Origin of the sequence: Endozoicomonas sp. ISHI1 (assembly GCF_024606225.1) — a bacterium.
Lineage (GTDB): Bacteria > Pseudomonadota > Gammaproteobacteria > Pseudomonadales > Endozoicomonadaceae > Endozoicomonas_A.
Window position 1 is genome coordinate 231,144 of sequence record NZ_JAGRPU010000002.1, and the last position, 26,424, is coordinate 257,567.

General features: G+C 48.9%; 21 protein-coding genes and 6 tRNA genes. 12 read left to right on the forward strand and 15 right to left on the reverse strand.

The genetic code is table 11. The features are described 5' to 3' along the window. Positions 1–266 precede the first annotated feature (266 nt). Complete coding sequence (gene ppc, locus KBW69_RS03095) at positions 267–2,900, reverse strand: phosphoenolpyruvate carboxylase (protein WP_257275229.1); 2,634 nt, start codon at positions 2,898–2,900, stop codon at positions 267–269. 404 nt (positions 2,901–3,304) lie between these two features. Between ppc and KBW69_RS03100 the strand changes: the two genes are divergently transcribed. The 4 genes from KBW69_RS03100 to KBW69_RS03115 all read left to right on the forward strand — a co-directional run bounded on the left by KBW69_RS03100 (position 3,305) and on the right by KBW69_RS03115 (position 6,498). Further along, positions 3,305–3,601: a YfcZ/YiiS family protein gene (locus tag KBW69_RS03100; protein WP_257275228.1), complete on the forward strand. Its 297-nt coding sequence runs from the start codon at positions 3,305–3,307 to the stop codon at positions 3,599–3,601. Between the two features lie 6 nt (positions 3,602–3,607). Further along, complete coding sequence (locus KBW69_RS03105) at positions 3,608–4,228, forward strand: alpha-ketoglutarate-dependent dioxygenase AlkB (RefSeq protein ID WP_257279873.1); 621 nt, start codon at positions 3,608–3,610, stop codon at positions 4,226–4,228. Then, positions 4,200–4,811, forward strand: coding sequence for a tRNA-uridine aminocarboxypropyltransferase (locus tag KBW69_RS03110; protein WP_257275226.1), 612 nt, complete (start codon positions 4,200–4,202; stop codon positions 4,809–4,811). The genes KBW69_RS03105 and KBW69_RS03110 overlap by 29 nt, the downstream gene beginning before the upstream one ends. 229 nt (positions 4,812–5,040) lie before the next feature. Further along, positions 5,041–6,498: a glycosyltransferase family 39 protein gene (locus KBW69_RS03115; RefSeq protein ID WP_257279874.1), complete on the forward strand. Its 1,458-nt coding sequence runs from the start codon at positions 5,041–5,043 to the stop codon at positions 6,496–6,498. 21 nt (positions 6,499–6,519) lie between these two features. Here KBW69_RS03115 and KBW69_RS03120 read toward each other — a convergent pair whose 3' ends face one another. After that, complete coding sequence (locus tag KBW69_RS03120) at positions 6,520–7,062, reverse strand: thioredoxin family protein (protein WP_257279875.1); 543 nt, start codon at positions 7,060–7,062, stop codon at positions 6,520–6,522. A 113-nt stretch (positions 7,063–7,175) separates the two neighbouring features. Between KBW69_RS03120 and KBW69_RS03125 the strand changes: the two genes are divergently transcribed. Further along, entirely contained in the window at positions 7,176–7,769 is a 594-nt protein-coding gene (locus tag KBW69_RS03125) for a TetR/AcrR family transcriptional regulator (protein WP_257279876.1), read from the forward strand. Positions 7,770–8,020: 251 nt separating this feature from the next. Here the strand turns inward: KBW69_RS03125 and KBW69_RS03130 are convergent, their stop codons facing one another. Beyond that, a complete protein-coding gene (locus tag KBW69_RS03130) occupies positions 8,021–11,539 on the reverse strand; it encodes an AAA family ATPase (RefSeq protein WP_257279877.1) in 3,519 nt (1,172 codons plus the stop codon). A 466-nt stretch (positions 11,540–12,005) separates the two neighbouring features. Between KBW69_RS03130 and KBW69_RS03135 the strand changes: the two genes are divergently transcribed. Both KBW69_RS03135 and KBW69_RS03140 read left to right on the forward strand, forming a co-directional pair. Further along, a complete protein-coding gene (locus tag KBW69_RS03135) occupies positions 12,006–13,004 on the forward strand; it encodes a nucleoid-associated protein (RefSeq protein WP_257253545.1) in 999 nt (332 codons plus the stop codon). Positions 13,005–13,181: 177 nt separating this feature from the next. Further along, positions 13,182–13,973, forward strand: coding sequence for a hypothetical protein (locus KBW69_RS03140; RefSeq protein WP_257279878.1), 792 nt, complete (start codon positions 13,182–13,184; stop codon positions 13,971–13,973). On the opposite strand, the gene KBW69_RS03145 is transcribed toward KBW69_RS03140, so the two are convergent. Then, complete coding sequence (locus KBW69_RS03145; protein ID WP_257279879.1) at positions 13,939–14,631, reverse strand: rRNA adenine N-6-methyltransferase family protein; 693 nt, start codon at positions 14,629–14,631, stop codon at positions 13,939–13,941. The two genes, KBW69_RS03140 and KBW69_RS03145, sit on opposite strands and share 35 nt — an antisense overlap. A 193-nt stretch (positions 14,632–14,824) precedes the next feature. On the opposite strand from KBW69_RS03145, the gene KBW69_RS03150 reads away from it, so the two are divergent. Next, complete coding sequence (locus tag KBW69_RS03150; RefSeq protein WP_257279880.1) at positions 14,825–15,010, forward strand: DUF3094 domain-containing protein; 186 nt, start codon at positions 14,825–14,827, stop codon at positions 15,008–15,010. Between the two features lie 129 nt (positions 15,011–15,139). Next, positions 15,140–16,459 (forward strand): NAD(P)/FAD-dependent oxidoreductase, encoded by a 1,320-nt coding sequence (locus KBW69_RS03155; protein WP_257279881.1) that lies wholly within the window; start codon positions 15,140–15,142, stop codon positions 16,457–16,459. A gap of 56 nt (positions 16,460–16,515) precedes the next feature. Here the strand turns inward: KBW69_RS03155 and KBW69_RS03160 are convergent. The 7 genes from KBW69_RS03160 to KBW69_RS03190 all read right to left on the reverse strand — a co-directional run bounded on the left by KBW69_RS03160 (position 16,516) and on the right by KBW69_RS03190 (position 18,019). Beyond that, positions 16,516–16,591 (reverse strand) — tRNA-Lys (locus KBW69_RS03160). Positions 16,592–16,647: 56 nt separating this feature from the next. Further along, positions 16,648–16,723 (reverse strand) — tRNA-Asn (locus KBW69_RS03165). 7 nt (positions 16,724–16,730) lie between these two features. Next, positions 16,731–16,806, reverse strand: a tRNA-Lys gene (locus tag KBW69_RS03170). Between the two features lie 56 nt (positions 16,807–16,862). Beyond that, a tRNA-Asn gene (locus KBW69_RS03175) sits at positions 16,863–16,938 on the reverse strand. Positions 16,939–16,944: 6 nt separating this feature from the next. Continuing rightward, a tRNA-Lys gene (locus tag KBW69_RS03180) sits at positions 16,945–17,020 on the reverse strand. A gap of 67 nt (positions 17,021–17,087) precedes the next feature. Then, positions 17,088–17,163: transfer RNA gene (locus KBW69_RS03185), tRNA-Asn, on the reverse strand. A 253-nt stretch (positions 17,164–17,416) separates the two neighbouring features. After that, positions 17,417–18,019, reverse strand: a complete 603-nt coding sequence (locus tag KBW69_RS03190; protein WP_257275517.1) for a peroxiredoxin — start codon at positions 18,017–18,019, stop codon at positions 17,417–17,419. A 426-nt stretch (positions 18,020–18,445) separates the two neighbouring features. On the opposite strand from KBW69_RS03190, the gene bfr reads away from it, so the two are divergent. Continuing rightward, positions 18,446–18,919 (forward strand): bacterioferritin, encoded by a 474-nt coding sequence (gene bfr, locus KBW69_RS03195; RefSeq protein ID WP_257279882.1) that lies wholly within the window; start codon positions 18,446–18,448, stop codon positions 18,917–18,919. 204 nt (positions 18,920–19,123) lie between these two features. Here the strand turns inward: bfr and grxD are convergent, their stop codons facing one another. Then, positions 19,124–19,456, reverse strand: coding sequence for a Grx4 family monothiol glutaredoxin (grxD, locus tag KBW69_RS03200; protein WP_257274494.1), 333 nt, complete (start codon positions 19,454–19,456; stop codon positions 19,124–19,126). A gap of 447 nt (positions 19,457–19,903) precedes the next feature. On the opposite strand from grxD, the gene KBW69_RS03205 reads away from it, so the two are divergent. Further along, the gene (locus KBW69_RS03205; protein WP_257274493.1) at positions 19,904–20,293 is read left to right on the forward strand and encodes a hypothetical protein; all 390 of its coding nucleotides are present in this window, start codon (positions 19,904–19,906) and stop codon (positions 20,291–20,293) included. Here the strand turns inward: KBW69_RS03205 and metE are convergent. Continuing rightward, positions 20,274–22,559 (reverse strand): 5-methyltetrahydropteroyltriglutamate--homocysteine S-methyltransferase, encoded by a 2,286-nt coding sequence (gene metE, locus KBW69_RS03210; RefSeq protein ID WP_257279883.1) that lies wholly within the window; start codon positions 22,557–22,559, stop codon positions 20,274–20,276. The two genes, KBW69_RS03205 and metE, sit on opposite strands and share 20 nt — an antisense overlap. A 271-nt stretch (positions 22,560–22,830) precedes the next feature. Here metE and KBW69_RS03215 point away from each other — a divergent pair, with 271 nt between their 5' ends. Beyond that, positions 22,831–23,769, forward strand: coding sequence for a LysR family transcriptional regulator (locus KBW69_RS03215; RefSeq protein WP_257279884.1), 939 nt, complete (start codon positions 22,831–22,833; stop codon positions 23,767–23,769). A gap of 57 nt (positions 23,770–23,826) precedes the next feature. On the opposite strand, the gene KBW69_RS03220 is transcribed toward KBW69_RS03215, so the two are convergent. Both KBW69_RS03220 and KBW69_RS03225 read right to left on the reverse strand, forming a co-directional pair. Next, positions 23,827–25,416, reverse strand: coding sequence for an ATP-binding protein (locus tag KBW69_RS03220; protein WP_257279885.1), 1,590 nt, complete (start codon positions 25,414–25,416; stop codon positions 23,827–23,829). 30 nt (positions 25,417–25,446) lie between these two features. After that, positions 25,447–26,166: a response regulator transcription factor gene (locus tag KBW69_RS03225; protein ID WP_306671331.1), complete on the reverse strand. Its 720-nt coding sequence runs from the start codon at positions 26,164–26,166 to the stop codon at positions 25,447–25,449. Positions 26,167–26,424: the final 258 nt, after the last annotated feature.

A 26,424-nucleotide genomic window follows, 5' to 3' on the forward strand; every position in this document is an offset into this window, starting at 1 on the left:
GTAGTCATTACGCAGGTTGATCCTGAACTGCAGACTCTGACCAACATGTCAGCAAAAAAGCCCCGAATAAAGAGCGGTCGTCCTTCATCATAGACTTTGCGTGCAGTAAAGAGACTGAAGTTTTTTTGATCAGAGAGCTTTTCCTATGAATGAGGCACAGGCTCTTGCGTTTGATAAAACTGCCGAATCACCTGTTCCGAAGGATAGCAGGCTCAGACAACTCCTGTTAGAGCCTGCTCCGTGAGGAATAATGGTTTCCGGTTCAATTAACCGGTGTTACGCATACCTGCAGCAATACCTGCAACGGTGATCATCAAAGCCTGCTCAAGGTTTTCACAAACCTCCCCTTCCTCTGTATGTCTTACCCGGTAGAGTAACTCTGCCTGAAGAACGTTCAGAGGGTCAGTATAAGGATTACGTAAAGCGATGGCCTGTTTGTTCTGAGGATGGTTAGACATCAACTCTTCACCGCCTTTGAGCTCCAGCAGTGCCTGAACTGCAGTTTCCAGTTGCTCTCGCAGGCTTTCTCCCAAATGCTGTAGCTCGGCGGGTACCAGACGCTCCTCGTAGTATTCAGCCAGATTAGAATCGGTCTTCATAAAGACCATCTCCAGCATTTCCAGTCGTGCCTTGAAGAACGGCCACTGACTGATCATCTCTTCCAGAGTGTCTCTCTGACCATTTTCAAGGGCATTTTTCAGGGCAGCACCACATCCAAGCCAGGTGGGCAGCATGAGACGAATCTGGGTCCAGGCGAATATCCATGGAATCGCCCGCAAACTTTCCACGCCACCATTAGGCTTGCGCTTTGCAGGTCTGGAGCCCAGCGGAAGCTTGGCCAGTTCCTGTTCTGGCGTCACAGCACGAAAGTAGGGAACAAAATCAGGCTCATCCCGAACCATGCCCCGGTAAATTTGCAGGGAATCCCTGGCCAGCTGATCCATCATATCTCGCCAGCTTTGTTTTGGTTCTGGTGGCGGCAACAGGCTTGCTTCGAGGGTAGCGCTGGCATAAAGCATCAGACTATTAATGGCGACGTCAGGGAAACCAAACTTGAAACGGATCATCTCTCCTTGTTCAGTGACCCGCAGATTATTGTTCACAGAGCCCGGTGGCTGGGAAAGAATCGCCGCATGGGCAGGGCCACCGCCGCGACCGATGGTGCCGCCACGACCGTGAAACAACGTCAGCTCAACATTATTTTCACGACAAACTTCCGTCACCTCTTCCATAGCCCGATACTGAGCCCAGGCTGCAGCCATCCAGCCAGCATCTTTGGCAGAGTCGGAATAACCGATCATGACCATCTGCCCCCCATGACAATAGCCACGATACCAGGGCAATGACAGCAGAGAGCTAATGCACTCACTGGCACCATCCAGAGCATCCAGTGTTTCAAACAGGGGAGCAATCGGCATCGCAAAGTCAACGCCACACTCCTTCAGCAATAGTGCTACAGACAATACATCGGACGGCTTGTAGGCCATGGAAATGACGTAGGCCCCCAATGCCTGCTGACCTTCTCTGGCAATAGCACGACAGGTGGCAATGACTTCAGCGACCTCTTCGGAAGGCTCCCATTCTACCGGAATCATGGGCCTGGGATTCTGAAGCTCTTTTAGCAGAAAGGTCTGCTTTTCCTGCTCGTCCCAGCTCTGGTAATCTCCAATCCCGAGAGCCCTGGTTAACTCACTGACCGTCCGGGTATGCCTGCTCGCCTCCTGACGAATATCCAGACGTATCAGGGTGAGACCAAAGCTGTGAGCACGACGAATCATGTCCAACAGCGGACCATCGGCGATGACCCCAAGACCCACTTTATGCAACGAGTGATAGCAGAGCTCCAGAGGCTCAACAAGATCTTTATGCTCAAGAAGCACTTCAGAAGAACGGGGTTTATCGGCCAGTGAATATTCACACCAGCTTCGGGCCTCTCTGAGACGTTCCCTGAGTTGCCTGAGAATCACCCGGTAGGGCTCTCGACATTCCCCCAGTTTCTGCTTCATTTCTTCACTGCACTCTGTCATGGAGAGTTCTCCAATAAGAGGCTTCAGATCCCTGAGGTACAAATCCGCAGCCATCCAGCGGCTCAACAAGAGCACTTCCTGAGTCACCTCAGCGGTGACGAATGGATTCCCATCCCGATCCCCTCCCATCCAGGAAGAAAAACGCACCGGCACAGCATCCAGTGGCAGACCTATGTCCGTGTGTTCCCTGAGCCGCTCGTCTATGGCACGAACAAAATCAGGAACCGCATTCCACAGAGAGTGCTCGATGGTAGCAAACCCACCCTTGGCCTCATCAACAGGCGATGGCCGCTTCATCCTGAACTCGTAAGTGTGCCAGGCCTGAGCAATCAACTGACGAAGCCGGTCTTCATGGCGGGCCCGTTCCCTGAAGCTCAAACGGCTGCTTTCCAGCTTGCTAAGGCACTCAAAAATTGATTCATGTTTCTGGATCAGGGTTCTGCGGGAAACTTCGGTGGGGTGAGCGGTCAACACCAGCTCCATATCCAGACTGGCTACACTGTCAGCGATCTGCTCTTGACTGAAACCCTGATTTCTCAGCCTGGCCATCAGCTCATCGAAGTGATCCGGGACACAGAACGTTTCGCCATGGCTGACGGCAATGCTGTCATATTGCTCGGCCAGATTAGCCAAATTGAGAAAATGACTAAACGCTCGTGTGACGGGCACCAGATCGTCATCGGAAAGGTTTTTCAATTGATCCAGCAAAACATCCCTATCATCCTCACTGCCTGCTCTTGCAGCCTTGGAAAGCTGACGAATACTTTCAATACGATTGAAAAAATCCTCGCCATGATGCTCTTTAATCGTTTGACCCAACAGTGTTCCCAGCAGGTTCACGTTGCGACGCAAATTCGCCTTGCTGTCTGTCATAGATTTAACTTCCCGGGGTTTTACCGTGAAATTTCTTTCACTCTGGCACTTTGTTCATGGCTTAAAGGCACGCTCACCTTAATTCTGATGGAGGGAATACCAGCAACTTTTTGAACGAAAGCACCGTTTATCCCTCATTTTGATGACGTACAACTTCGAGAATCACTGAGCCTATACCATAAAAACCGAATAAAAAAGCTTTCACAAACACTCACTAAGACAAACAAACAAATACAGGACACAAAAAACAGGGACATATCCGATTAAAGAAGGATTTTGGAGATACAATCAACCTCGCAAGCCCAAGAGGGTTTTCGCAGAATCTGACGTATCCCCATAGATCTTGTAATATGTTAATTTGATGATTAATGAAGCAAGATTTCTCGCTGTTACGAGGTATCGACATGAACGAAAAAGACCCCTTTGAGTGCACCACCTGCAATACTGTAGAGGTTGGTACCCTGATCCGCGACGATGATACTTGGGTTACCCTGGAGATTCGTGGCGACAAGGCAATTTCAGCCCGGGACAAGTTCAGGAAAATTGAACAGCGAGCTCTGTCAGTAGGATCAGGCAACTGCAAGGTGCAGTCGGAAACCAGTCAGGAAAACGGCATCACCGTCATCAAGGCGATGCTGGACTTTGACTGCACGGCAGAAAAGCTAATCTTTCAAATGTCCCTGCATAACAGCTCCCAATAAAACGAATTGCATTCAATCAACATTTATGCCCCTGACGCCGAGCTGTCTTTCTGGCCAGAAGTGATCACACCAAAAGACTGTGAATTTTACTACCAGCAGCTTCTATCCGGGACCCGGTGGCGTCAGGATAAGATCACGCTTTTTGGAAAAGCATTGGATTTACCCCGTTTACAGGCATGGTATGGCGATAAAGGCATGACCTATAGCTACTCTGGCCTGACGCTGGTTCCAGAGCCATGGACACCAGTACTACTGGCAATCAAAGAAGTGGTCGAGCAAGCCTGTCGCTCATCATTCAACACAGTGCTGCTCAATCTGTATCGTGATGGTAATGACAGTAATGGCTGGCATTCCGACGATGAAGCGGAGCTGGGCGAACACCCCGTTATTGCATCAATGAGCCTGGGTCAGGAAAGACGCTTTCGACTGAAACACAAAGAGGGCAAGTCCAGAGGTATAAGTCCTTTGTCGATAAATTTATCTCCTGGCTCACTGCTGGTGATGTCAGGCTCAACCCAGCGCTACTGGCAGCATTGTATTCCCAAAACATCCGGAACCGTTTTGCCCCGTATTAATCTGACTTTCAGGAATGTCATGCATGGCCCGAGCCCAGTGCCAGCGCTGTGAGCGTCCTTTGCAATTCTGCATCTGCCAGGATCTACAGCTTGAGCAGGCCTGCTGTGAACTATTGATCCTGCAGCATCCTGATGAGGTCAAACATCCGCTGAATACCGCCCGGATTCTCAAACTAGGCATTAAGAACTGCAAGATTCTCGTGGGTGAGGACTTCAATGAAAACCCACACCTCAAGATCCTTTTAGAAAACAAAAAAGGCTGTTTACTTTTTCCGGGCGACGGGGCTCTTCAATCGTCTGAATATCAGAAAATCCACGGCCTGCCTGATGTTTGCATTCTGCTGGATGGTACCTGGAGAAAAGCCAGAAAGATACTTCACCTCAATCCCCAGCTTCAATCTCTACCGTGGATATCCCTGTCAGAAAACCTGGAATCCAGCTACCGAATCCGCAAAGCACCCCATCAGTCAGCTCTGTCCACTGTCGAAGCCGCGGTATGCCTTATGCGAGTTTTTTCAGGAGACCCGGGGGTTCACCAAAACTGTCTGGACAGCTTCCGGACAATGATTGACCGGCAGATCGAAGCCATGGGTCGAGATGTCTACGAAAAAAATTATAGAAACCGATCAAAATGAACTACTTTCAATAAGCATTGTGATCACTTGAGTCACAATCAACGCCTCAGTCAGGTTACTCATTGGTTGCGCTTTCTTTTGCAGCAAACGAACAGCAGATAGTCAGAGATTTTTTCCACTGTATTTGTGCAATGAATGAATTGGCCGAAACAATAAAGAGTAAAGGAACAAAAGTCCTTTGTATCCTTGGACGTTTTCACGGTAATCAGACACAGAGTTCAGAATAATAATGACCGACGCCTCCCTAAAATCTTCTTCCCGCTGGTTCTGGGTGTCACTCCTGATACTGATTGCGGTTCTGATCCGGCTGCTCTCCCTCGGCCTGTACCCTCTGATGGACACCTCAGAAGCCCGCTACGGTGAGATCGTCAGGCTGATGGTAGAGACTAACGACTGGGTCATTCCGTATTTTGATTATGGTATCCCGTTTCTGGGTAAACCGCCGTTGTTTATCTGGCTTTCAGCCGTAAGCTTCAAGTTATTTGGCATCAATGAATTTGCCGCCCGCTTACCCTCCCTGATTTGTAGTTTGGGTATTCTGGCACTGGTCTGGAAGCTGGCCCACTTTCAAATGGGGAAACAAAAGGCAAAAATTACAGTACTGTTCCTGATCACTTCTGCTACGTTTCTGGTTCTTTCGGGAGCTCTTCTGGCCGACCCGGTCATGACCCTGACGATCACTCTTATCCTCTGCAGCTTCTGGATGGGCTGGCACTATCAAGACAAATCTATGGCACTGCGGTGGCAGTATCTGTTTTTTGCGGGTTGCGGTCTGGCATTTTTGGCCAAGGGGCTCGCTGCTGTGGTTCTGGCGGGCGGTCCGATTTTCTTATGGTGCCTTCCAAAAGCTCGATTGATAACGCTGTGGCACACATTCCCCTGGATCAAAGGCACTGTTCTGGCGGCCGCCATTGCCCTTCCCTGGTATATTAGTGCAGAGATACGCAACCCCGGCCTTCTGGAGTACATGTTTATTGGCGAACATTTTTCCCGCTATCTGGATTCCGGCTGGCAGGGTGATGAATACGGCAATGCCCATGTTCATATGCTGGGGGCCATCTGGGGTTACTTGCTGGCAGGAGGCTTTCCCTGGACATTCGTGTTACTGGGAGTCGTCATTATCCAACTCTGGAAATTCTGGCAAAAGAAGCCCACACTGCAGTTGCAGGAATGGGATTACTTCCTGCTCTGCTGGCTGCTCTTTCTGCCTCTTTTTTTCACCTTCACCGCCAATCTGATCTGGACTTACACGCTGCCTGTGATGCCTGCTCTGGCACTGATTATTGCAAGACTGTTTGGGGAGCGTTGGCCTAGCCATTCCGGGAAGCTTATTGCCCTGGCGACCCTGACACCTCTGTTGATGATTATCACTACCATTGTCATGATGAACGACGGTGGTAAAAAATCTCAAAAGTACCTGGTCGCCGGCATGATGACTCACCCGGCTGAGCAGCCCGGTCATCTTATTTACTTCATGAAACGCCCCTTCTCGGCTCGCTTTTATTCCCAGGGCCAGGCCCTCTTAGCCTTTGATGAAGAGGAGATCCTCGATCAATTACACAAGAATCGCAGAGACTTTCTGGCCACTCGTGACGGCAACATTAATATGCTGTCGGACCCACTGAGAGAACGCTTCGAAAAAGTGTCCGAATATAGAAACTGGACCCTCTGGGTTGAGAAAGAATAATGCCTTCTGAAAAGTGCACAACTACTTCCATTTGATATTGCAGCCAACACTGGGACTTTGATTCTCTGATACACGCTCTCCCGCCAACACTGCGTCCATTGCGGACCTCAAATCGCTTCCGGTCACAGGCTTGTCATTACCGGGACGCGAGGCATCAAACTGACCTCGATAGACACACTTCAATTCGACATCGAAGAGAAAAAAATCAGGCGTACAGGCTGCATCATAAGCTTTCGCCACTGACTGACTTTCATCATAGAGATAGGGAAACGGGTAAGATTTTAATGCCATATTTTCAGGAGCATCATCAGGATAGCTTTCAGCATCGTTAGCACTGATAGCCACTATGCCAAGATCTCGATCGGCATAATCCTTGCCCAACTGCACCAGTGCATCTTCAATGTGAATCACATAGGGACAGTGGTTACAGATAAACATCACCAAAACGCCTTTCTCTTTACTCACTTCCTGCAGTGAAACCGACTGCCCGGATGAAGGTTCAGGCAATTCAAAATCAGGGGCAGACGAGCCCAGTGCCACCATATTCGAAGGGGTCAGAGCCATTGGGGTATTCTCCAGCTTGTATCCCACAATGCATGCTAATCCGTTGTGGGAGAGTTGTCGGGAACAGAAAGTTACTGCTACATTGGAAGTTCCCAAGTCAATTATTTTCATTTATGGGTAGGCACACCTCTTTTAATAAAGACAAGGCGCTGAATAACGCACTCGCTCTCTTTTGGTCCCGAGGATTCTCGGCGTCTTCTCTAAGACAGTTAGAAGAAGCCACCGATCTGCACCCGGGTAGCCTTTATCATCATTTTAAAAACAAAGAAGGCTTATACCTGCACGTCTTACGGTATTACATTGAACACTACCTACAGTTGAGAATCCAAAAGTATCTTGGTTCGGGCCCTCCGCTAGAAGGTTTACGCCGATTTCTGACAGCTGGCTATCGACATCCCCAAGACATGCAGTACCAGAACTGCTGCTTTCTAGCCTGCACCAGCACAGAACTTCACCTGTTGCCAGATGAGGCCACAAAGCTGGTCAGACAGGCTGTCAATACGATTCAGCAAGCATTATTGACCCAGGTACTCAAGGGAACGGAAAAGAACCTCATCGCCCCCAGTTTGAGCAGCACGGATGCTGCAAGGGAACTCACCAGCTTTTTTCTCGGCCTTCAGTTAATGGCCAGAATCAGTCCCAATCAGCATCAATTAGATCTACTGGTCAAGCAAAGCCTTGGGCATATTCTGAACCCTAAAACATGATCGGGAAGGAAGATACCATGAAAAGGTTTGTCTGCAATATGTCCAAGGACTTATGCCCGGTTAAACGTACCAGAGCTCCAGTACCCCTTATTCTGGTGCAAGTTGGTGCAAACTTTCTCAGACGGATCGCTGAATAACCCCAACAGAAGATGACGACTGGCAATAGAACAACGCAAGAGCGAGAGCAGCGAACACTTCAACCAGAAAAAGCACCTGAAGCACCAAGCTTCAGGTGCTTTTGCTATGAAAGTTTAATCATACAAGTCGTCATCTTCAGGCTCTTCAAAGAGGCTTACTGCTCCAGATGGCGCTGATGCAGGGGGGGTATCCTGAAAACGGAATGGGGTCCCGGTTTGGCTTGACCGCAAGTGAAACGTTTCATAACGGTGAATATCTGATTCCCCAACGCTGCGCCTCGCCGTGCTCATGGCGTGCTCAAAATGGCTGCGCGTCAACATGTAACTATCAAGAGATTCTTCAACATCCATTGCCTCACCCTGAGCTTCCTGCAGGTTACGCGTTCTGCCAATGTACTCCCTGACTGCCTGTTGTATTGCTGTCTGGCAGATTTCGTTAATATCAGCTCCAGAGAAACCTTTGGTTTTAGCAGCTAGCTGCCTTAAATCAACATTATCCTCTACCGGTGTATTACGCAGGACAGCTTCGAAGATATGCAATCGGCCTGCAAGATCTGGCAGTGGAATGTAGATGTGCTTGTCGAAACGACCCGGTCTCATAAGAGCTCTGTCAAGAATGTCTGGTCGATTGGTGGCGGCGATGATGTAAATGTTATTCCGTTCAGCTATACCATCAATTTCGATTAACAGCTGATTCAGGACGCGATCGCTTGCGCCACCAGCGTCACCCATTGATGCCCCTCTGGAGGACGCTAAAGAATCAATTTCATCAAAAAACAGGATGCACGGTGCTGCCTGTCTGGCTTTGTCAAAAAGCTCACGAACATTGTGCTCTGATTCACCAAACCACATAGTCAACAACTCTGGCCCTTTTATGGCAATGAAGTTAGCCTGGCAATCGTTGGCCAGGGCTTTGGCCAACTGTGTTTTGCCACAACCGGGGGGGCCATACAGAAGCACACCCCGTGACGGTTTCTGACCAAAATGCTTGAGCAGCTCGGGCCATTCAAGGGGATAGCGAACCATTTCCAGCAATGTCTTTTTGACATCCATCATGCCACCGATGTCTGCCCAGGTCACAGCGGGTATCTCGACAAAGGTTTCTCTGAGCGCTGATGGGTTGGAGGAACGGAGAGCCTGATCAAAATGGGCCTGAGTGATTTCCAGACTATCCAAAAATCTGGCATCAATATTCTGCTCATCATCCAGAGTAGTTATATCTATTTTTTCCCTTATACAGATCATGGCGGCATCACTAATAAGCTGTGCGATGTCAGCGCCGGTGAACCCATGGCAGGTTTTTGCGATCTTTTCCAAATCCACATCATCGGACAGTTTTTTGTCCCTGGTATGAACCTGAAGGATTTCCAGGCGACCGGTTTGGTCAGGAACGCCGATGTGGATTTCTTTATCAAACCGGCCAAATCGGCGCAGTGCCTGATCAATGGAATTAACCCTGTTGGTGGCTGCCAGAATCATAACCTGCCGTCTGGGCTGCAAACCATCCAACAAGGTAAGCAATTGGCCTACCACACGTCGCTCTACTTCACCCTGAGTTTTGTCACGCTTTGGGGCTATCGAGTCAATTTCATCGATAAAAATAATGGCAGGCCTGTTTTTTTCAGCTTCTTCGAAAGCCTTTCTCAGATTGGATTCTGACTCACCTGCCATTTTACTCATTATTTCCGGGCCATTAATGATAAAGAGGAAGGCACCGCTCTCGTTGGCAATAGCCCGGGCAATCATTGTTTTTCCATTTCCCGGTGGTCCACTCAGAAGTATTCCTCTTGGAGGACTCACATTCAGGGTATTGAAAAGTTGTGGGTAACGCAGAGGAAGCTCAACAATTTCGCGTATTGTTTGAATCTGTGGTCTAAGCCCACCAATATCATCATAACCAACTTCAGTGATTGAAAACTCATCTTCACGCTCGACGGCATGGCCCTCACAGAAAATTTGTGTGTCCGAGGCCACTATGCACCCACCTTCCGGATCTGTTTCCATCACCTGGAACTGAACGGTTCGAATTCCTGCAGTTATAGGAATGATGTCTTTTTTGGCAACGGGTCGATACGCATCACTAAAAAATGGTTTCAAAAACACCTCAAACAAGTTGCCGGTAATGCCTTCAAGGCTATCTTTTATCGGCAATATACTCACTCGTTTACCATAGGGAAGATTAGGAATGTGGGCGATTTTGACTATATCTCCCAGCCTCACTTTAAGGTTTTTCCGCATTGCACTGTGCATCCTGATCCTGCCAGATGGCTGATTCACATCCGATAAAACAATGGCTATAGACGTTTTTCGTAGTTTGCCGATTAGCTGGACGGTGTCTCCACGGAACAAGCTTGACTGATCCATATCACTCACTGAGATTGTGACTACGGAGTAATCATCATTGATAGCCTCATCAACAATAAAACGCGAGGAAGTTGCCTTACCTGCTTCGCCAGAGGTGGGTGCGGGCGAGGCGGAAAGCTCTTGTTCTGACACGCTCCCTTCGCCGGAGTCTCCCCCACCATCAGGCCGTTGACTGATGTTCTTGGGCAATTTTTTTGCTGGCGCCCCAGCTAAATGTTCAGGGGGGTCGGATGGGGGTTCCGGATCCCGTGGCATTTTCCGGATTCGCCAGTGCCATTGATGCCAACCACCTCCGGCAGGCACTCCGGGGCCGAAATACTCTGGATACAGGAATTCAAGCCACATCTGGAAATACAATGAGAGTAGCCGCCGGTATTCTTCCTCACTGATATAATGAACCTGCTTATTGTCATCCAGTCTATAAAAGACATTACCATGCTGATCAGTTGTTCTGGTGGCCACTATCTGTCTATTGGCCGCTTCCTGTGCTGGCTTCTTTTCACTCCAGGGGGGGGGGTCTTCTAATAAAGGGAAAGGGGCAATAGTTTCTGACAGGTCCAGAATCCATTCATGTCCATCATCGAACCCCCAACTCAGACAGTGTTCGTCATCGCAACTCCGGGGAGTAAGATTGTTCGTCGTTTTAGTATTCGGTGTTATGACGCCCTTTGAGCCGGGAGGCCCGGGCAGGAAGACATCATTTGGTCTGGGAACAGGGTGGGCTGGCTCCCATTGTAAACTCGTGTCAGGGACTGATATAGGGACTGGCACAACTTCTTCAGTGGCTTTTGTCCGTACCTGTTCAGGGTAAAGTTCTGACTTGCCTTTGCCGGGTAAGCGCCAAGTCCATTGACCCGGGACTCCCTGGTCAGGGGCCAGTTGAATATTCAGTTCGTTTGGCAGGGGCAGGCAGCCTGGCTTGGAGGTGGGGAGGGGATCATCAGGCTCAATACAAAAGGACGGCTCAGGCCTGGTCTCCTGGCCGATGTCAGAATAGGGAAAACGATTAAAAGAGATGTGATAGGCAAGAGGGAGTAGAAGAATGGGCAACGGAATACTGGATGGGTTGTAAGTGCCCGGGGCGGAGCCGGAATAGCCCGTCGTCACAAACGTCCCGCTCTGTCCGGACAAGGTTACGACAGGCGTTAACAGAAACGAAATGCCTAGAAATAATCTCGGCAGGGAGCGCAATTTCATATCGACGCAGTTCAGATCAGTCTTGTCTGATCGCTGAGAGACAGTTAACAAAGACAGAATAAAATAGAACATAACCTGCCACTTATATCATCCTGTAAAGAGCCTCATTGGATGGCCTTTGCCATTTGTACCAGATCTGTATAGCACCGCACTGGCGAGCATGCCACGAAGAGAGATAGCGGTAATCAACTTTCTGCAAAAACCTTCAACCTTCATCACTGGCAAATTGCAGATATTGCCGCATTGGGTGTTAAACAAGTTCTGGTGCTTAGCAGCTCAGGTCAGGCTGGCTGAGTGGTTCAGATCAACACGCCAAAACCTGAGGACAACTCCCCGTTAAAATCAGCGCTGACAGTTTTACCATTAACAGGGTGAAAACGAAGGTTTTCTTGTGTATGTTTTGCCATAGCGGGTTCCGGTTTGTTTCGTCCCAGGCTTTTTTGGTCGACCCAATCCTATGAGGCGGTTGGACGGAACCTGCCTGATTTATGAAACATTCGGGTTAGACGATCACCACTGCTTGCAAGACTATTAACTTATGGCCATTCAACAAATCATTGTACACCAGCTGAAACAATCCCCTGGCAGTGACTCCCTGATTGCTATTCCGGCAACTCACAGCCTGCCCCCCACCCCGGCTCTGGAGTCGATGCTGGACGACCTGCTGCAAACCTACAACAAGAAACAGGACAAACAGTATGGTCAGTTCAACCCGGACGCCGAAAGTCCTTTCCCCGGGGAACTGGGTGATTATCTGGTAGAAAAAATGGATTTTACGGCCCTGACCCGCAATACCCTGAACCAACTTCTGGAAAAGCTCGATCAAGCAGGTGCGCTGGGTGGAGGGTACCTTCTGTTTGCTGATTACCAGCAGGGTCTGACCCGATACTTCATGCTCTGCATGTTGACCAGCAACGTCAGCATCACCGTTACAGATGACCTTTCCATTCAAGATGTAGCCTACCTGGATACGACCAGAATGCCGTTGGCCTGCCGCATTAATATCACCGAGTGGCAGGGTAACGAAAACAGCGGCCGTTACCTCTCTTTTTTGCGCCCCCGTGGTGGCCGTCGCCTGAGCGATGTATTTCAGGAAGCTCTGGGCTGCAATGAAACCAGCAACAGCAAGGAAGAGGCTGACACGCTGGTCAGTGCTGTAAAGGAGTACGCCAGAGAAGCGCCTTCCCTGGAAAATCACCGGGAAGTCAGTCGACAGGTCTATGACTTCTGCCAGACCAAAATGGATGATGGCGATGCCCTGACTCTGGATGAGCTTACCGGTTACCTGAGTGAGGCCGGCTCTGATGATTTTGCCCGTTTCGTCAACACTCGTGACTATGATATGAACCAACCCATGGCTCCAGAGAAACGCACTCTGACCAAACTGGTTAAGTACACCGGTCGCAGCAAGGGTCTTAACATTGCTTTTGATGCCGAGCTGCTCGGTACTCAGGTAGTGTACAACAAAGACCTGAATCAGCTTGTCATCAAGGAAGTTCCAGCCAAACTCAAGGAACAACTGGAAGGCAACAACTGACGTTTGAGGCGAGCTATATTTGCATGCCCTCATGAGCTCTGATAGATCTGTTAAGCGGTCTTTATTAGGCCATTCACGATCTTGTTGATGGCTGCAAATGATCTGGGTTGTCACAATCAAGTGACAACCGGGACATCCGATACATAAGGGATGACTTCACTGTTTCCGGACTCCACCATGTCTAAAGCTCATTTACTGGCCGCACTGTTTTTTCTTCTCGCTTTTATGAACCAGACTGCAGCTTCAGAGCCGCCTGTCAAAAACAATCACTTGACTCCGGAACACCTTCTGAAGCAGGAGTTATTGCTGAACCAGTTGATCGTGAATATTCACCTGCTACAGGTCGACTTTCTCAACAAGGAGGCCAGAGTGAAAATGCAGGACAATCTGGCTCTGCTGAACCAGAACATCCCTGCCTTGCCATGGCAATCCGGAGACCAGGAAACTGCAAAGTTGATCTCGTCGACCCTGGCGCTATGGCCTATCATTAGCCGACACGCCGCCTGGATGGCTGATTTACCTGCTCACTCTCGCCCCCCGGAAGCCTCTACACTGCTCTTGGCTCTGGCCAGGCTGGATAGAAAGCTACTGCTTCTGAGACAAAAAATTCTGACCCACAAACCACACAGAGGTGAAAAGCTCGGCTTTCTAGAGCAGGCACTACTCATGGAACGCCTGTCACGTCAATACCTCAGCCTGACCTTATCTGAACTAAAAGAGGACAAAAGCGCTTCAGGTCGGCTTCAGTTGCAAACCCTGGCCGGGCATTTCGAACAAAAGCTGTCAAAACTCGGTGAACAGTATGGTGGCCATGCTCATGCTGCCAAACCGATCAGACAGGCTCAGGTGACCTGGAATTTCATCAAGGCGGGATTGGAGCAATTTCCGGATAAACCGGTTCCTGAATTGATCGCTCGCTATGGCAGCACCATCGTCAGACGCCTGACTTCTGCACATAAGATGTTCTGACCTGCAAAAATACATCGGCTTCCCCCCACGGGAAGCAAACAGGAAAGCGTTCACTTTGCTCAAAAATACCCGGTACAGGGCAATACTCCTGAAGAGGATAGCTGACAGAAATCACTCTGCTCCCGGGTTTAAGAGCCAACATTCTCAGCGTCAGGCAACGAATAGTGAGATCATCCAGATTAGATGCATAGAGATAAATGACCGTGGCAGCCGAAAGATCCACCTCCAGATAATCACCCTCGATAACGTTTAGTTTGTCCAGCTTCATTCTTCGACTGACACGCTGCAGTCTCAGACAAAACGTGGGGACCTGCTCAATCGATGTCACTCGAACGCCCGCAAAAGCAGCCATCCAGAGCGAAGTAAAACCGCTGCCTGCACCCAATTCAAAAACATGATCCTGAGACGTTATTCCAGACTTTTCACAAATATCATCTAGCACCGTTAAAGGCGTTTCACCATAGAGATATAAGTCGTCTGACTTTTTTTTAATCAGGAAGCGCTTACTAACTTGAAAAGGGCTGTCCAGAAGATATCGGAGCTTCAACTCAAGAAAGGCTTTAAGGAATGTGCGCTGGGACGAATAACGACAAAATACCTTGAACAATTCAACCCATTCGAAATATTGAACTCTTAACGCCAATAAAATCAGTTTCACTCGCAGCACCCATATTCTATGCCAATCAGAACTAGATTGATCAAGAGCTTGAATCTAGTCAACATGATCAAGCAACTAACCAGCACACATGTTCAGATTATTTTGGGTATTTCTCGGTCAAATTCGGGTTTCCTATTGGCACATTGAGTGCTTAGGTAGCATACTCTAGGGAGCTGAGAATACGGAGTGGCAAATGGAAGAAACCCAGACCCGCCTGTGCCCTGAAGATCAGGCCAGGGTTGACCGCTTTATCACTACTGGAACCAATGCTAATGAGCGCAACCGTTTCAGACCTTTGAAGCTGATGTTCTGGCTGGCAGTCATCATTGTCATGCTAGGTGTTCTCAGCCGCCTGATAGGCGTCTTTGTCTTGGGTTGAGCCCGTCTGAATAGCCGTAGGGTGTGTTTTTAATCAGTTTCCCCCCTCTTTGTAACCATAAAATCAAGAGGCGAGTTGGGCATTTTAGACTGATTCAAAACACTCCTTTATAAAAATAGAGAGAATAAAGTGACTGATCAGCTGCATAAAATTGTTATTGTTGGAGGAGGTGCCGGAGGGCTGGGATTAGCTACCAGACTGGGTAAGAAACTGGGCAAGAAGAAGAAAGCCCGGATTACTCTGGTGGATGTTCGAAAGACTCATTTCTGGAAACCTCTTTTGCATGAAGTGGCCGCCGGCTCCCTGAATGCCTTTGAAGATGAGCTGAGTTATCTGGCTCAGGCAAAATGGAATCATTTTCACTTTCTGCCCGGCAGAATGTGCGGTCTGGACCGGGATAATAAAACCATTACCCTCGCCCCCATTAACGACGATAACGGAGAAGAAGTCGTTCCCGAGCGTAGCCTGGAGTACGATGACCTGGTGATCTGTTTAGGCAGCACCGCAAATGACTTTAATACCCCGGGCGCGGTGGATCACTGCCTGTTTCTGGACAACCGGGAAGAAGCGGAAAGAGTACATACTACGCTTTTGAATCACTACCTTCATGCCCAGGCTTCCCGGGAAAAATCGCCTGAGCTAAACATCGCCATCATTGGTGCCGGAGCAACCGGGGTGGAACTGGCCGCAGAACTTCACCATGCAGCCATAGAACTCGCCCGATATGGCCTGGACGCTATCCAGCCCAATAAAGTAAAGATCACTGTCATAGAAGGCAGTGACCGAATACTGCCTGCCCTGCCCGCTCGTATCAGCAGCAGTGTACACAAGCAGCTGCAAAAAATGGGGATCATGATACAAACCCGTCAGCTAGTGAGTGAGATTACTAACAAAGGCCTGAACACAAAAAGCGGTGACTTTATCGACTCCGATCTCAGTATCTGGGCGGCAGGTATCAAAGCGCCGGCCTTCCTGAAAGATATTGCAGGCCTTGAAACCAATCGAATTAACCAACTTCTGGTCAAACCCACCTTGCAATCTACTCTGGATGATCACATCTATGCACTGGGTGACTGCGCCAGTTGTACGCTGAAGGACAATAACGGCGAACCGATCACCATCCCCCCCAGAGCCCAGGCAGCCCATCAGCAAGCCGAGCTGCTGGCCAAGAGCCTCACAGGAAACGTTCTGCAGGGTCAGCCCCCCTTAACCTTTACCTACAAAGATTACGGCTCTCTGATCTCACTGAGTCGTTTCAGCGCCGTAGGTAATTTAATGGGAGCCATCACGCGCGGCGATATGATGGTGGAAGGGATGATGGCCAAGATGTTTTACATCAGTCTATACCGAATGCATCAGGTAGCGCTGTTTGGACGGCTCAGGACAGGAGCACTGATTCTGAAAGACTTTATCGGAAAAACAACACGTCCCCACTTAAAGCTGCATTAGTTCATTTTCAGAAGACAGAAAAAAAAGCCGGTTCAATGAACCGGCTTTTTTCAATGTGGTGGGTCGTGTAGGATTCGAACCTACGACCAATTGGTTAAAAGCCAACTGCTCTACCAACTGAGCTAACGACCCACAATGCCTGCTGAATACGCAACTCAGAAAGCAAACTCTTGCATAAGACTTTAAAGTGGCTCCCCGAGCTGGACTCGAACCAGCGACCCAATGATTAACAGTCATTTGCTCTACCAGCTGAGCTATCGGGGAAAAAAAGTGGTGGGTCGTGTAGGATTCGAACCTACGACCAATTGGTTAAAAGCCAACTGCTCTACCAACTGAGCTAACGACCCACAATGCCTGCTGAATGCGCAACTCAGAAAGCAAACTCTTGCATAAGACTTTAAAGTGGCTCCCCGAGCTGGACTCGAACCAGCGACCCAATGATTAACAGTCATTTGCTCTACCAGCTGAGCTATCGGGGAAGAAAGTGGTGGGTCGTGTAGGATTCGAACCTACGACCAATTGGTTAAAAGCCAACTGCTCTACCAACTGAGCTAACGACCCAAGCCGTTTATTAAACACGCAGTTCAATAAACTTTCAACTCTTCAATCGAAAGTGATCAGAAAGAGTTGGCTCCCCGAGCTGGACTCGAACCAGCGACCCAATGATTAACAGTCATTTGCTCTACCAACTGAGCTATCGGGGAATCGTTGTCGACGATGCTTTGCGTCATCACCTAACGGCTGCGAATATTAATGAGATTTCTCGCTGAGTCAAGTACTTCACCCCAGCTTTGTTCAAAAAGTTTCTGAAAAAAGACGCTGGAAATAACAGGCTGATCTATCAAACAGGAGTTAAACGCCCGTCACTTCCGAGCCTGCTCTTTAACACAGAACTCCATAAACAGAAAAAGCCACCCGAAGGCGGCCTTTTCAATCATCAAATGACGAAGTCTGTGATTACAGGCCTTCAGCACTCTCAGACAGGTACTTGGCAACACCAGCAGGGGATGCATCCATACCCTTGTCACCTTTGCTCCAGCCAGCCGGGCAAACTTCGCCATGCTCTTCGTGGAATTGCAGGGCGTCAACCAGACGAACCAGCTCATCCATGTTACGACCCAGAGGCAGATCGTTAATGATCTGGGAGCGTACAACACCGTCCTTATCAATCAGGAAAGCACCACGGAAAGCGACACCGCCTTCGGACTCAACGTCGTAGGCTTTACAGATGTCGTGAGCCATGTCAGCTGCCAGAGTGTACTTAACAGGACCGATGCCGCCCTCACTGACAGGTGTATTGCGCCATGCGTTGTGAGTAAAGTGAGAGTCGATGGAAACACCGATAACTTCAACGTTGCGCTCTTTGAACGCATCGATTCGGTGATCCAGAGCGATCAGCTCGGAAGGACAAACGAAAGTGAAGTCCAGTGGGTAAAAGAACAGAATACCGTACTTGCCACGAATCGCCTCGGACAGGGTAAACTCTTCAACAATCTCGCCATTGCCCAGGACGGCAGGAACAGTAAAGTCAGGAGCTTTCTTGCCAACCAGTACGCCCATGAATTTAATCTCCAAGGTTTAGTATGTATCACTGCGATCATGCAAACATTGCAGTCATCGCAATCATTGAAGCGAGAACATAATACACCTCATAACGGCCTTAGCCTATAAACCCCTGCACAAATATCTATTAATTTTCTCTTTCAAAAGATAGATAAAATCTATCACATTTAACCAATCCATTGGATTCAGTGATCTTTTCACCGCAAGCGATGGGAAATATAACCCCAAGAGATTTAACAACGACTACAACCGATAACGCAAATAAGACATATTCTCATTATATTTCAATACGTTACCTTTGACATAAGTCATTAAGGTTCCATACTTCTGTAGCCTGTACTTTTCAGAGACAGGCATTACATAGCTCCTGAAAAGAGCTTCTGTAATGCCTTCTTAAATTTGTGACTGTATGGAGCCTCTATCATGCAAGGCAACAAAGATGTTCTGGATCATCTTAATCAAGTATTGATGAATGAACTGACTGCCATTAATCAGTATTTTTTGCACGCACGAATGCTCAAGAACTGGGGAGTTAACAAACTAGGCCAGTACGTATATAAGGAGTCCATTGATGAAATGTGGCATGCCGACTGGCTGATTGAGCGAATTCTTTTCCTGGAAGGCATGCCCGACTTTAAATACATGCAAAAGCCAATCATTGCCGCGGATGTTAAGGGGATTCTGGAAGCTGATCTGCAGCAAGAACTGAAAGCGATTCCCCCATTAAAAGACGCTATCGATCTCTGTGAAAAAGTAGGTGATTATGGTTCACGTCAGTTACTTGAAAAGATTCTGGCAGCGGAAGAAGAACACATGGATAGTCTGGAAGTCCATCTGAACCGCATCAAAACCATGGGGATGGAAAATTATATTCTCTCTCAGAGCGAGGAAGACTAGCAGCCTGTCGGACTTAAGCATCCGTAGCGAGGATTGCAAGAAATTGAGGATAAAAATTTCTGCTTCTGAGGAGAATAGCGAGCTATTTGACGAAGAAGCAGGAATTTTTAGACCAATTTATTGCAACCGCAGTAGGACAGCCTTAAGTCCGACAGGCTGCTAGGCGGGAGGATCATATCCTCCCCACCTTGAAGAAGGCCAAAATTATTCAGCGCTTTCCTCTTTGCCTGCAGCGGCCTTGATCATCTTCTGAAGATCGCCGCTGTCATACATCTCAATCAGAATGTCGCTACCGCCAACCAGCTCACCCTTAATCCACAGCTGTGGGAAGGTTGGCCAGTTAGCGTATTTTGGCAGATTGGCACGAATTTCCGGATTAGCCAGAATGTCTACATAGGCGAACTGCTCGCCACAAGCCATTAAAACCTGCACCGCCTTGGAGGAAAATCCACACTGAGGCAGCTTGGGAGAACCTTTCATGTAGAGCAGGATGTCATGTGTTTCAATCTGCTCTTTAATTTGATCCATGATATCCATGAAATCACCTCATCACCGAAATGGAATCAACGGCTTTTATATAAGTAACTAACCAGGTACTTAAGCTGTTGGCACTGGCATAGCATTCTAAAGAAAATACCTGACTTACACCATTGGTTATACCAAAATCCGGGCAGATAACGACTGCCTGACGGTTGCCTGATGCAGGAACTTAACGTTCTTCACATCAGTCTAAAACCTTTAAATAATTATCTTACGAGATATGTGAGTACACACAAACACAGATACATTATTACGATCTCTCTGACAAAGAGCCTGAATACATTGCAAAACGCCCACGAAAACCAAGATCAAAACTTCTCTTGTTCCCACTGGTTCAGGCTGCTTTATACATCTATCTTTAAGCCTTCGAGACTCTTAATTAAGGATTTTAATTGAATGTTAAACAAGAATACTTTTCGCTCAGACAGCCTTTATCAGAGGCTCTTGATCATTTCCCTGGCACTGATGTTATCAGGGTGCACCGGGTTCGTTCAAACCAAAGAACCAACCCTAAACCAGTACCAACTGGATACAAACCTGATCATTGACGAGCGCCCCCTGGAACCCCAGAGCATCACCATCTCAGCGGATCAAGGCACCACTCTCTATTTCGAAGATGCTGAAAATAACCAACTTTACAAAGTTTTCTACATGCTAAAGCCTGGTGAGCAAAAGGGAACGGTAGAAGTTTTCACCAGCGTCCATACCGAACTGATGGCGCCCTCATTTCTGACTTATGAAGGGGAAGAAGCTTCTGCCGTCACTTCCCCCCCAAAACCACCTGTCATTGAAGTTAAGGTCAGGGCATCACCGGTTAAGCCAGCTCATCCCTGAGTTCGTTAGCCACCTGCACCATATTGCTCAGGGCTGCTTCCACCTCGGGCCAATCCCGGGTTTTGAGACCACAGTCCGGGTTGACCCATAAACGCTGCGCAGGGATTTTTTCAGCGGCTTTCTTCATCAGCTGTTTCATCCACTGTGGCTCGGGAACGTTGGGGGAGTGGATGTCATATACCCCGGGCCCGATCTCATTGGGATACTCAAACTGCTCAAAAGCATCCAGTAACTCCATGTCAGATCTGGAGGTCTCAATGGTGATGACATCGGCATCCATTGCTGCGATGTACTCAATGATGTCGTTAAACTCGCTATAACACATGTGGGTATGAATCTGGGTTTCATCCTGAACGCCACTGGCAGCGATCCTGAAGCTTTTTACTGCCCAGTTCAGATAGTCAGGCCAGTCTTGCTTAGACAAGGGTAAGCCTTCGCGAATCGCCGGTTCATCAATCTGGATAATGCCAATACCCGCCTTTTCCAGATCCACGGCTTCGTCCCTGAGCGCCAGAGCCAGTTGCAAGCAGGATACACTACGATCCACATCTTCCCGGGGGAAAGACCAACAGAGAATGGTTACCGGACCTGTGAGCATACCCTTCATCCACTTACTGGTCTGGTCTTGGGCATAACGACTCCAATTAACGGTCATGGGCTCTGGTCTGGAAACATCACCAATGATGATGGGAGGTTTTACGCAGCGGCTGCCGTAGCTCTGAACCCAGCCATTGCTGGTGAAGGCAAAACCATTGAGCTGCTCACCAAAATACTCGACCATATCATTACGTTCGGCTTCGCCATGAACAAGAACATCCAGTCCCAGCGCCTCCTGCCTGGCAACAGTGTCCCGAATCTCCTTTTGCATAGCTTCTACATAGTCATTCTCACTTAGCTCACCTTTCCTGAATAAACGACGCTGCTTTCTGATATCAAGTGTCTGTGGAAAAGAGCCGATTGTCGTAGTGGGAAACATCGGTAATTTAAGTCTGGATGCCTGGACAAAAGCCCTCTCGCGATAAGGCAGATTACGCTGGTCATCACCACTGCCGATCCCGGCAACCCTGTTCTGAACGGCCTCGTTATGTATTCTTGATGACTGATTCCGGGTTTCAACCGCTCGATCTGATGCAGCCAGGGCAGCCTGAACTTCAGGGCTCTGATCGTCTGAAAGCAAGCGAGCTATGGAAGATACTTCCTGACACTTCTGCACGGCAAAGGCAAACCAGGATTTCAATTCATCATCCAGATTCGTTTCATATTCAAGATCAACCGGTGTATGCAACAGTGAACAGCTGGGAGCAACCCAGAGACGGTGCCCCAGACGCTCACTGGCTTCGCGAAGTTTATCAACAATAGAACGAATATCCGCCTTCCAGATATTTCTGCCATTCACCACACCGGCCGAAAGCACTTTGTAGGAAGGCAGCCGGTCAAGGATTCCCGTCAGTTGCTCAGTATCACGAACCAAGTCAACATGCAGACCTTCAACAGGTAAATTCACCACGGTCGTAGTCGAGCCATTGAGGCCTCCAAAATAGGTCGCCAGCAGGATCTTCAGATCTTTGCCTTGCAGCCTGTTGTAGGTAGACTCAAAAGCCTGATGCCATTCGGTTGGAAGATCCAGCACCAGGATGGGTTCATCAATTTGAACCCACTCAACACCTAATCTGGCCAGCTCATTGAGTACCTGCCCATAGACCTCTATAGCATCATCCAGCAGTTCCAGACGATTGAAAGCCTCCCCTTTCACCTTCCCAAGCCACAGCCAGGTGAGTGGGCCTATGAGTGTTGGCTTAACCTTAAACCCTGCATCCAATGCTTCCCGGGTCTCACGAATGAGTTCTGTAGACGACAACTTTAAGGTCTGCCCTTTGTGAAGCTCGGGAACAATATAGTGGTAGTTGGTATCAAACCACTTGGTCATCTCACAGGCTGCTGCCGGAGTACCGTTGGGAGCCCTGCCGCGGGCCATACGAAACAGCGTATCAATGTCCTCACAGTCTGAGTCTGCACCGAACCTAGCCGGCACGGCTCCCAGCATGAGCGAGTGATTCAACATCTGATCGTACCAGGCAAAATCCCCAACCGGAACCAGGTCCAGTCCAGCTTCCTTTTGCAGAGCCCAGTGCTGCCGCCTGAGGCGTTTGCCCTCCTCTAACAGCCTTTCCTTACTCAGCTCACCCTTCCAGTAGGCTTCCTGCGCTTTTTTCAGCTCGCGATTAGCACCAATCCGTGGAAAGCCACCACTGTGTGAGATTGCCATAATCGGATTCCCCAGAGCATCCGCTCTTGTTTATTTAAAAAGATTTGTTCATAACCCATGGCGACATAAAATTACTCTGTCGTTCATGGCTAGCTATTGTCTTTTCGAAATCTGCCGTGGCTGCGAAGTCAGTGTCCTCACGCCCGGCTGCTCATCGGGTATTAGTCTGGCCCACGAAAGAACTTGAATCAAACTCATTTTACTAATGATAATAGTGAGCAGAATTGATAATCTTTTAAAGAATAAATCCCCAGACGAGACATTTCTTATCATGACAACCAACATAGGATTGGAACTGAGGCATCTGAAAACACTTCACGCCCTGAAGCAGACCGGCAGCCTTGTTGAAGCAGCCAGAATCCTGCACCTGACTCAGTCTGCTCTTTCCCACCAGATCAAGGAACTCGAAGCCCGGATTGGTATGGAATTATTCATCCGCAAAACCCGCCCACCCAGATTTACATCAGCAGGCCTGCGCATCCTGCAGTTGGCAGACGAACTGCTTCCCCAACTAAGACATGCTGAGCAAGATCTGTTCAGGCTGGCTGGAGGGGAATCAGGACGACTGAACATTGCCATTGAGTGTCACAGCTGTTACCAGTGGCTAATGCCAACCATTGACGCTTATCGTCAACAATGGCCGGAAGTGGAGATGGACTTTGCCACCGGCTTCAACTTTGCCCCCTTACCCGCCTTATCGAGAGGAGAGCTGGATCTGGTGGTAACCTCTGACCCGATGGACATTCCCGGTCTGACGTATATCCCGCTGTTTCGTTATGAGATGCTACTGGCTCTCTCCAGACACCACTCCCTGCTGAAAAAGGAGTGGATCGGGCCTGCTGATCTGGAAGAAGAAACACTGATCATCTATCCCATTGATCACGACCGGCTTGATATCTTTAATCGTTTTCTGGATCCGGATGACGTAGAGCCCAACCAAGTCAGAACGGTTGAGTTGACTCTGATGATGCTGCAGCTGGTTGCCAGTCAGCGCGGTGTCTGTGCTCTGCCTAACTGGGCTCTGGCGGAGTACCTTGAAAAAGACCATGTAGCAGCAAGAAAGCTGGGAAGCGAAGGTCTCTGGTCAACACTCTACGCAGGTATCCGCGTGGAACAGAAAGAACAGCCCTATATTGCCGACTTTCTGGAAACAGCCAGAGAAACCTGCTTCAAAACGTTACCGGAAATTCTTCCGGCCCTGCCGGAATGAAAAGCCTTGAAGGAGGGAAACAAACAAGGCTACTTTCAAACCAGGCCTTCCAGTCGTTCAGCGTCTCTGCTTGCGAGGTAAAACAAGACTGAACCGGGCGCCCCCCAGAGGACTGTGGCTGACCATTGCACGACCGTTGTGCCAATACATAATTCGCCGCACGATGGAAAGCCCCAGCCCATAACCGCCTGATTTTCTGGTACGACTGTCATCCAACCTTGAAAACGCTGAAAAGACTCGATCCCATTGATCCTCTGGGATACCGGGGCCGTCATCGTCCACATCAACTCGACAAGTGTCTTGTGTTGCAGAAAATCTGACCTCCAGTTTACTGTCTGCATAGCGACAGGCATTACCCACCAGATTCTGGATAGCCCGGTGCATATAGCGACGATCAATGTCCGCAAAGCGACGTGGGTCAAGTATATTGCATGGAACGTGCTCAATGGCCACACGATCCTGCAGGCGCTTGTGCTCACTGACGACCTGACCAATGATTTTATCAACATCTTGCCGCTTGAAACGCACCTCTGGTGCACCCTGTTCAAGATTGGCATAGGTCAAAATCTCATCCACCAGGTTATCCAGTTCCTGAATATCCTTATCCATGCCTTCTAACTGATGATCTCTTTCTTCAGACGTCCTGGCGTCGGCCACCAGATCCAGACCAAACCTGAGCCGGGCTACGGGGGTCCTCAACTCGTGAGAAACACCCCTGATCATTTCTTTCTGCAAACTTAACAGTCTCTGGATATGACCCGCCATGGCATTAAATGCCTGAGCCAGACGACCAATAGAGTCGGCACCATGCAAAGAGACACGAACATCAAAGTCGCCGCGGCTGAAACGCGTGGCTGCTCTCTCAAGCTTACGCAGTCGTTTTTCCATTCCCCGAACCAGAATATAAATGGCCAGACTCAGGGAAGTCAGTACAAACAAACCAATGGTCAGCATCAGCTTGAAAGGATAAGGATTCAGCAACCCTAATGGTCCCATTCTGATCAATCGGGATTCATCAGGCAGACTTGTGTAGATAGATACCGTCTGTGCCTCATCATCCAGCAACATCATCATGCTGCCTTTACGAAGCTGCTCCTGTTGCACAGGCACTAACCGGGTTTGAGAAGGCTCCACCAGATGGACAGGGTAACTGAAGCTATTGACAGACAACTCTTTCAGTTTTTCTGCTCTGCGAGCGACGGGAAAACGCATTAATTTGGCTTTTAGAAGGCTGAGAGTACCACTGGCTGTTTGCTCCGATATAGACGACACTACACCTTCCAAAAGGCTGTCTCCCGTCAGAGGTGTCATCACCAGTGCACTGTTCTGATCCAACATACGAACCTTGATACCATCGTGCTTCAGAGATTTGAATTGATCCTGATCCAGACCTGAATTTTCAGGGCTCACCAGCTCAAAGGGAATCGCAAGACGCTTTCCCCAGTCTTCGAGCCAGGGCTTACGTTCGTCTTCAGGCAACGATTCAACGGTCTCGGCGATCAGACGAAAGGTTCCCCTGACCATATCTTCACGATATTCAGCCTGTCTTATTCCATTGATCAGCGTAACGGAAATACCAGATAGAACAGCGACGAGCACCAGCGTAAACAGGAGCCCGCCATATATGCGTAAGAAAATGCTACTCACAGGTTTCTCTACTTAGATAACTCAGAGCGGTTATTCGCTTTTAACGAAGAGGTAACCTTTACTGCGAACAGTTTTGATCAAACGAGGGTGCATGGGATCGTCGCCAATCTTAGGTCGAATGCGAGACACCCGAACATCAATGGAACGATCCTGACCATCGTACTCTATACCACGCAGCTGAGAGAAAATTTCTTCCCGGCTCAACACTCGACCCGCATTGGAGCAGAGCAACCACAGCAGGTCAAACTCAGCACTTGTTAATTCAACACTAACATCGTTCAGCCAGGCTTCTCGCATAGAGTTATCCACAACCAGCGGACCAAAAATCAAGCGACTGTTGCTTTGCTCTTCCTGTTCTTCCAGAGGCCCCTGATTTCGGCGCAGCAAAGCTCGGATTCTGGCTAATAGCACTCTTGGACGAACCGGTTTGGCAACATAATCATCTGCTCCCATTTCCAGCCCCAGTACTTCATCCAGGTCATCGGTCCGGGCGGTCAGCATCAGAATTTGTCCGGCATACTGCTCACGAACCCGGCGACAGATGGAAACACCATCTTCTCCTGGCAGCATCAGATCCAGCACCACCAGATCAGGACGCTCTTCAAGAATACGACCAACCGCTTTGCCACCATCACCTTCTATAGAGACCGAGAGTCCATTGTTCTCGAGGTAGTCCCGGGTGAGTGTGGCCAGCCGTTCATCATCCTCAACAATCAGGATTCGACCTGTTTCTGAATTCTCCACAGCCAAACTTCCAAAGATTATAAAAATGAAGACTATAAGCCCGACGGGAATTGCCAGGCTCAGGTGATGGATACTACTACAGCATTGCATTAGAGTCCCTACATGACCTGTAAATTCCCCAAAAGGTCATTTTCCTGCCCTAGCAGCCTGTCGGACTTAAGCGTCCGTAGCGAGGATTGCAAGAAATTGAGGATAAAAATTTCTGCTTCTGAGGAGAATAGCGAGCTATTTGACGAAGAAGCAGGAATTTTTAGACCAATTTAT